Genomic DNA, 6,781 nt, shown 5'->3' on the forward strand with positions numbered 1-6,781 from the left:
GACACACTTTTGAAAGCCCTTGCAAAAACTCTGTACAAATTCATCGCACGCTCAACTTCTTCTTCGTTAAACGATAATCTCATCATATCTACCTCGTATATAGGATTTTTATAAAAAAATAATGAAAACCCTTACATATAATAAGAGTTCAGTCCCTTACTATACGTATTCGCTATAATTCGAGAAATTCCTTCTGAAAGCAAAAAAATCCTTATACATTATCTTGTATAAGGATATTTTTTGTGATTTTGAATGCTTCGAAAGAAATAAGCATATTCCTTCCGAAGCTCAGAAATCGTCATTTTGTTCATGACTTCTTTATTATAAACTCCAATTTGACAGAGTTTTTCAGAATAATGGCGTCGTTCTTTTTCTAAAGCGGATTTCAATAAATTACTCATAGCGTCCTCCTTCATTTTGAGGTATCCTATACACAAGATACTCTTTTTAAATGAACGTGGTATGAATCTAATGTAAAGAATTTATGTCTACGAAGATTTTCGGTAAAGTCCGTTTTGAACCGATCTTAATAATTGAAAAGCATGTTCTCCGGCAAGCTGCATAAACGTCTCCAGCATTTCATCACGCTTGATATCCAACTCTATAATTTCTTTTGCCAGCGAGACCGCTTTTTCTTCCTCCATGATTATCCTTCCTCCTCAGTTATTCGTTACATAAAGGATAAAACGCGATTGTGTGTTACGCATTATTCTTGTTAATTTTTCTTCCGTGTTTTTTCAAAAATCTTCTATTTGATGTTAGAAAATATGACAAGCGTCAGGTTTTTTCGCTTTGTTTTTTATATACTATTATCAAAAGACATCCAGGGGTGGAAAAATGGCCACAGAAGATCATTCTTATAAAGACAAAAAAGTGATTTCAATCGGGATTGTGAGTGAATTGACAGGATTGTCCGTAAGACAGATCAGGTATTATGAGGAACGAAAGCTCATTTATCCGCAGCGTTCTTCAAGGGGAACGAGAAAATATTCTTTTGCCGATGTGGAGCGGCTGATGGATATTGCCAATAAGCGTGAAGACGGCGTACAGACGGCAGAGATTTTAAAGGATATGCGCAAAAAAGAGCAAATGTTAAAAAACGATCCGCAAGTGCGGAAAAAAATGCTGGAGGGGCAGCTTAATGCTCACTTTCGGTACAAAAACCGTTAAATGATAAAAGTCCGACTCGCTATTGAGACGGACTTTTATCATTTATAATGAGTGTATGAATGCAGTGGCAATGCCAAAGTAAATTAATAAAGACAAAATATCGTTTAACGTTGTAATCAGCGGCCCTGAAGCGATCGCCGGGTCTACTTTCAGCTTATGCAAAATAATAGGGATAACCGTTCCTGACATCGTGCCGATAATTAAAGTGAAGAACAGTGAAGAGGCGACAACAAATCCCAGCAGTGCGTTTCCTTGCCATAAGATAGAGACAATCGCAATCAGCACAGAACAAACCGCTCCGATATAAATACTTGTTCTGAACTCCCGGAAGATCAGGCGTACAATCGTTTTTTTGTTCATTTCTTCTTTAGACAAACCTCTGATGACAACTGCGAGGGATTGTGTTCCCGTATTTCCTGTCATCCCTGACACCATCGGCATGAAAAACGCCAGCGCGACAACCTGCTGCAGCGCATCTTCAAAGTAACTGATAATGCTTCCTGAAATCAGTCCGATAAACAAGAGTAAAATCAGCCATGGCAGGCGCCGGTATGCCGCCACGTAAGCCTTTGTGTCAAAGGTGATGTCTTTACCTGAAGCGGCAAATTTTTCGTAATCCTCATCAGCTTCCCGAATGACGACGTCGATAATATCATCGACCGTTACAATACCGACAAGCACGTTGTTTTCTTCCACAACCGGGATGGCCAAGAAATCGTAACGTTCAATCAGGCGGGCAACCTCCTCCTGATCCTGAAGAGCGTCTGCTGATATGACGCGGGTAAACATTAAATCCTGCACCTTTTCTTCAGGCTCGCCCAGAATCAAATCGCGGTAGGAAAGTACGCCAACCAGCTGTTTGCTTTCATTAATGACGTATAAGTAGTTGATCGATTCAGCTATTTCAGCAAAGCTTTTCAGTTTGACGACCGCGTCTTTTACCGTATAATGCTGAGGAATCCATACATACCGGTTTGTCATCATGCGTCCCGCTGAGTCAGCCGGATAATTCATCAAAAGCTGTACAGCTTTTGACTCTGACGCTTCCATGCTGGACAAAAGCTGTTCCTTCAGTTCCTCGTCCATTTCTTCTAGCAATTGAGCGAGGTCATCGTTGTCCATTTTGTTCATCGCCAGTGTTGCTTTTGTTTTTCCAACTTTATTTAAGACGGCAAGCTGATATTCGCGTTCCAGCTCCCCTATCATATCAGTGATATCATCTACAGTTAAATAAGATAAATAGCGGGCGCGGTGTTTTTCCGGCATTTCCTTAAAAATAAATGCCATATCATAGGGCTGAAGCTCATCAATAACGCTTCTGAAATCCTTAATTTTCCCGTCTCGCAATAAAATAATGATGCGTAAAATGAGTTCGTCATAGGTCATGTTTTGAACCATCGGGACTCGTACCTCCTCTACGGAGACGTGCCGGCCTCGCCTGAAGGTGCGGCAGATCGTCTCCTCATCGTGTAATCAATTGCCTTGCTGTCATAGTATATGGGTACTTCTTCAGATTGACTCGAATGGGGAGAATCCATACTCCGCACCTCCTTTGATAAGTTTCGTTTTAAAGGCATAAAAAAAGCCTTCGGGATTGAAGGAGAAAGAAGCACGGCAAAAAAAGCGTGCGGGCGCCTTCAATCGTAGAGCTTTAGCACTGTATGGCATAGGATCTAATCATCCAGCTGCGTTAAAAATCACCTTATGTCGATGATTTCTGTTGACCCATTGGCGTCTTTGGACATTTTTGGGCAGCAGCGTATCTCCATACAGGAGCCTCACCTAACGAAGTTCCTAATTGAATTGACACACTGAGATTACAGAAAAAAACAAGCTGTGTCAACTCAAAAAAGTAATTAATGCGCTTTCATCACAATTACGGAACAAAACAAGGGCCTAAGCCCTTATTCTGTTGTTTGCGTCTCATCATCTTCAGAGAGCAAATGATATGTTTCATGAAGAAATAAAGCGTACTCTCCTTCCTTCGTCGGATGAGGGACATATTCAGCCTGATTGATGTATTGCTCCTCTTTCTTTTCCATGCGTTTTTCGCCTCCTTTTCTACTTAGATTGTCCAAAAGAAGGTTTCTTATCATGAAAAAACCCCGCAGCAGCGGGGTTTTGATTAGTCGTCTATCTCTTGCTTGATGATACGTCCATCCTTTGCGGATATGTCAAATTCTTCCTCGGTTCCTTGCTTCGTTTGGATCTCAATTTCGTAGGTGTAAGCGCCGTCGTCTTCGTCAAGCTTGCTTTCTGTTACGGTACCATTTGTTTGCTTTAAGGCAATTTTTTCAGCTTCTTCTTTTGTGATGACGACTTGTTCTGCTTTCTCCTTTAACGGGTCATTGAGCGCTTGTTTTGTATTGATATCTACATAAACGTCGTAGTCTTCACCGTCTTTTTCGATCTCCACTTCATAGACTTCTTTGCCGTTGTAAATGTCTCTGTCGATGTCGTCCACTGTTCCGTCAACAACCGTTTTGGCTATTGATTTCGCTTCCTGTTCAGTGAGTGCATCAGTCTTTGAAGAAGCAGGCTGTGTGTTTTCATTGTTTTCTTTTGCAAACGCGTTGTAGCTGAATCCGCCAGCCGCTAAACACCCTGCTAAAAGACCAACCATCCATCTTTTCTTAAGCATATGTGATTCCTCCTTTGTTTTGTATGAGTACAGTTTACACACTCAACATGAAAGGAAAACGAGAGAAAGATGAGAATTTGATGAGAAATCATCAGTCTTCATACACAATGTTTGCAACCTTTCCCGTGTAGGCATTTATTTTCACAGTCGCTTCTTTATCATCCGGAAGATCAACATCCACTTCAAAGATGAGAGTGCCCTCACTTTTTTCGAGATCTGCGTCATCCGCTGTCCCGCCCGTTTCTCGCTCAGCAATTGTTTTGGCTTCTTTTTTCGTAATCGGTGTTTTTGGTTGATCTTCACCGATGATTCGATCGGCAGACACGACTGCTTTTGCCTGCATGTCTACCTTCACTTCGTATGTTTCTCCATCTTCTTTTTGAATGGTATATGTGGCAACACGATTCTGTTGTGTTTGTTTTTTGACGGTTCCCGGCACCCGTTCAAGCGCGAGATGCTCGGCTTCGTTTTCTGTCATGGCAGATGGATTCAACGCTTTTACTCTGTTCATCGAAAGAATGTCAGCCGATTTTGCGTCAGTTTTTATAAAATAAGTTCCCTTTGGATTTTCAAGGGTCATATCATATGTTTTTTTATCCTTTGATTGTGTTACTTTCGTGACCTCACCTTCATAAGAGGCTTCGACTTTTTTTACGACAGCCTCCTTTGACAGTACATCCTCATGGGTTTGCCGAATGATGAGAAACGCACAGATGATGACGGCTAAAACCGCTGCTGCAGCAGCAGATGCTACTTTGATTGTTTTGTTCATCGGCCTCCCCCATTCTGTTCTCTGAATTGTATGGTGACAGCTGTTCCTTGTCCCGGCTTGCTTTTGACAGACAGCTCAATGCCGTGTTCATCGGCGATTTGCTTGGCAATGGAAAGGCCTAAACCCGTCCCGCCTGTTTTTCTGTTTCGTGCCTCATCCGCCCGGTAGAACCGTTCGAACAGGTGCGGGATATGCTCCTCAGGTATTCCGATGCCTTCATCTCTCACAGACAGAAACGGCCGTCCATTCCTCGTTCCGGCTGACATCACAATGGCTTTTTCACTATACTTTATGGCATTATCAAGCAAAATGGTCAGCAGCTGCTTGATCCGTTCTTCATCAGCTTTTACAAGCAGGCTCTCCTTATCTGTTTCAAGCAAAATGTCACGCTGATAGGCGGGCTGGAGCGTTTGCATGACGGCGCGCGATACTTTAACCAGATCGATTGTTTTCAGGTCAAGCTCAAATCCTTTATGGCTTTTGGCCAGCGCCAGAAGCTGATTGGTCAATTTTTTCATATGCACCGCTTCTGAGTGAATGGCTTCTATCGATTCCTCAAGCACTTCCGGCTTTTTTGCCCCCCACCGCTTCATCAGGCTGCTGTAGCTTTCTATAATCGTGAGCGGAGTTTTCAATTCATGTGAAGCATCTTGAACGAACTGCTGCTGTTTATCGTAATGCTCTTTCAGCATCATCGCCATCTCATTAAATGTCAGCCCCATCTGATATAACTCGTCGTGCGACTGTCCTTCCAAGGAAATCGTTTTGAATGCTTTCTCCCGCTGTATGTCTTTCATCGTCATCATTAATCGTCTGATCGGATTGATGATATGGCGGGCCAGCAAGCTGCCGGCAAAAAAAGAAGCGATACAAACAGCAGCACTTGCAGCGATTAAAATGATTTTCAGCAGAAACAGACTCTCTTCTGTGTTCTCCAGCCTTTCAACCAGCTGAAGAGATACCACTTGCCCATCGGTCCAAATAACCGGAACAGCAGCTTCAGCAAACAGTTTGCCGTCATGTTTCCTTACATCTGCCGTTTCCCCGCTGTGAAAAGAGAGTGGAAAATCTTTATACCCTTTTTCTTTTGTCATGGTCATGACGGCTTTTTGGTCACCATTCACTACACGAACCATGCCGTTTGCTGGAAGATAGGCCTGCAGCATGTCCTGCAAAGCCACTCCTTCTGTTTCAGCAGCATGCAGCGCTTCGGCAATGTTATCCGTCTCATCTGCAAGCCGGGCCGCATCCTTTGAGGTCAGCGCGGACGAAAAAATGAGATAGACTGCGGTATGGACCAAAATTAATAAAATCAACAGCGATATTGATGTGTACAGATGAATCTTGGTCTTCAGCTTCATCGTTTACCCCTTAATGGCATAGCCGACCCCGCGAACGGTATGTATCAGCTGTTTTTCGTAAGGATAGTCCAGTTTTTTTCTAATGTATCTGATGTAGACGTCCACGACATTTGTATCACCGATATAATCAAATCCCCATACCGAGTTTAGAATCTGCTCCCGTGTCAGCACTTGCTGCGGATGCTTCAGCATATACACGAGCAAATCAAATTCCCGGGGCGTTAATTCCACCTCTTTGTCTCCGCGTCTCACTTCACGGGTTTTTTCGTTCACCCGCAAGTCGTCATATGTAAGAAAGGTGCCGATATCTTCTGTTTTTGTTCCATTTTGGCGCAGCGCCGCCCTGATTCTCGCAAGCAATTCCTCGATTTCAAACGGCTTGGTGACATAATCATTCGCACCGATGTCCAGCCCTGTTACCTTATCAGGGATACTGTCGCGTGCCGTTAATAAAATGACCGGTGTCTGCTGATCCGTTTTTCTCAAGCGGCGCAGCACTTCCAGGCCGCTAAGTCCCGGAAGCATGACATCAAGAAGCACTAAGGAATACCCGCCTTCCGCGGCCGCATTCAGTCCTTCTGTGCCATCGTGTTTAATAGTGACGCTATATCCTTCATATTCCAATTCAAGCTGGAGCACCCTGGCAATTTTCTCTTCATCTTCCACAATTAATATGTGCCCTTTTTCCAAATTTGATCATCCTCTCCTGTCCCTATATGAAAAAAATGATTTCATTGTTTACAAAATGAGTCTTATCATCTATTATGATGTCAAAATAAAAAATTGTATACGGAAAGCACTAGGGGTGCTGTTTTGGCTGAGATAAAGCGCGCAAAC

10 protein-coding genes, 1 pseudogene and 1 riboswitch are annotated in these 6,781 nt (G+C 43.0%); of the genes and pseudogenes, 1 reads left to right on the forward strand and 10 read right to left on the reverse strand.

What is annotated here, in order from left to right; genetic code table 11:
* The 3 genes and pseudogenes from RAC86_RS33060 to RAC86_RS33070 all read right to left on the reverse strand — a co-directional run.
* Positions 1-86: pseudogene (locus RAC86_RS33060) on the reverse strand (MarR family winged helix-turn-helix transcriptional regulator); the annotation flags it as partial.
* 132 nt (positions 87-218) lie between these two features.
* Complete coding sequence (gene ykoL, locus RAC86_RS33065; protein ID WP_014113552.1) at positions 219-401, reverse strand: stress response protein YkoL; 183 nt, start codon at positions 399-401, stop codon at positions 219-221.
* Between the two features lie 87 nt (positions 402-488).
* Positions 489-644 carry a hypothetical protein gene (locus RAC86_RS33070; RefSeq protein WP_003218545.1) on the reverse strand — a complete coding sequence of 52 codons (156 nt, stop codon included), beginning with the start codon at positions 642-644 and terminating at the stop codon, positions 489-491.
* 193 nt (positions 645-837) lie between these two features.
* Here RAC86_RS33070 and RAC86_RS33075 point away from each other — a divergent pair, with 193 nt between their 5' ends.
* A complete protein-coding gene (locus tag RAC86_RS33075) occupies positions 838-1,170 on the forward strand; it encodes a MerR family transcriptional regulator (RefSeq protein WP_003218544.1) in 333 nt (110 codons plus the stop codon).
* A gap of 42 nt (positions 1,171-1,212) precedes the next feature.
* Here RAC86_RS33075 and mgtE read toward each other — a convergent pair whose 3' ends face one another.
* The 7 genes from mgtE to ykoG form a co-directional block, all read right to left on the reverse strand.
* Entirely contained in the window at positions 1,213-2,568 is a 1,356-nt protein-coding gene (gene mgtE / locus RAC86_RS33080; RefSeq protein WP_061187334.1) for a magnesium transporter, read from the reverse strand.
* Positions 2,569-2,585: 17 nt separating this feature from the next.
* Entirely contained in the window at positions 2,586-2,708 is a 123-nt protein-coding gene (locus RAC86_RS33085) for a hypothetical protein (protein WP_014113549.1), read from the reverse strand.
* A gap of 91 nt (positions 2,709-2,799) precedes the next feature.
* A riboswitch (M-box (ykoK) riboswitch) is annotated at positions 2,800-2,967 on the reverse strand.
* Between the two features lie 107 nt (positions 2,968-3,074).
* Complete coding sequence (locus tag RAC86_RS33090; protein ID WP_003218541.1) at positions 3,075-3,212, reverse strand: transcriptional regulator SplA domain-containing protein; 138 nt, start codon at positions 3,210-3,212, stop codon at positions 3,075-3,077.
* Between the two features lie 83 nt (positions 3,213-3,295).
* Entirely contained in the window at positions 3,296-3,811 is a 516-nt protein-coding gene (locus tag RAC86_RS33095) for a PepSY domain-containing protein (RefSeq protein ID WP_061187333.1), read from the reverse strand.
* 91 nt (positions 3,812-3,902) lie between these two features.
* Entirely contained in the window at positions 3,903-4,583 is a 681-nt protein-coding gene (locus RAC86_RS33100) for a PepSY domain-containing protein (protein WP_061187332.1), read from the reverse strand.
* Positions 4,580-5,944, reverse strand: a complete 1,365-nt coding sequence (ykoH, locus tag RAC86_RS33105) for a two-component system sensor histidine kinase YkoH (RefSeq protein ID WP_072566172.1) — start codon at positions 5,942-5,944, stop codon at positions 4,580-4,582. Before ykoH ends, RAC86_RS33100 begins: the two co-directional genes overlap by 4 nt.
* Positions 5,945-5,947: 3 nt before the next feature.
* Positions 5,948-6,634 carry a two-component system response regulator YkoG gene (gene ykoG / locus RAC86_RS33110; RefSeq protein ID WP_014113546.1) on the reverse strand — a complete coding sequence of 229 codons (687 nt, stop codon included), beginning with the start codon at positions 6,632-6,634 and terminating at the stop codon, positions 5,948-5,950.
* Positions 6,635-6,781: the final 147 nt, after the last annotated feature.

The sequence above is a fragment of the Bacillus sp. LR_5 genome, from assembly GCF_042709275.1.

What these genes read in the sequence shown, in the direction of transcription:
- ykoL (WP_014113552.1), bottom strand. Translation starts at nt 401, where the DNA reads ATGAGTAATTTATTGAAATCCGCTTTAGAAAAAGAACGACGCCATTAT.
- RAC86_RS33070 (WP_003218545.1), bottom strand. Translation starts at nt 644, where the DNA reads ATGGAGGAAGAAAAAGCGGTCTCGCTGGCAAAAGAAATTATAGAGTTG.
- RAC86_RS33075 (WP_003218544.1), top strand. Translation starts at nt 838, where the DNA reads ATGGCCACAGAAGATCATTCTTATAAAGACAAAAAAGTGATTTCAATC.
- mgtE (WP_061187334.1), bottom strand. Translation starts at nt 2,568, where the DNA reads ATGGTTCAAAACATGACCTATGACGAACTCATTTTACGCATCATTATT.
- RAC86_RS33085 (WP_014113549.1), bottom strand. Translation starts at nt 2,708, where the DNA reads ATGGATTCTCCCCATTCGAGTCAATCTGAAGAAGTACCCATATACTAT.
- RAC86_RS33090 (WP_003218541.1), bottom strand. Translation starts at nt 3,212, where the DNA reads ATGGAAAAGAAAGAGGAGCAATACATCAATCAGGCTGAATATGTCCCT.
- RAC86_RS33095 (WP_061187333.1), bottom strand. Translation starts at nt 3,811, where the DNA reads ATGCTTAAGAAAAGATGGATGGTTGGTCTTTTAGCAGGGTGTTTAGCG.
- RAC86_RS33100 (WP_061187332.1), bottom strand. Translation starts at nt 4,583, where the DNA reads ATGAACAAAACAATCAAAGTAGCATCTGCTGCTGCAGCAGCGGTTTTA.
- ykoH (WP_072566172.1), bottom strand. Translation starts at nt 5,944, where the DNA reads ATGAAGCTGAAGACCAAGATTCATCTGTACACATCAATATCGCTGTTG.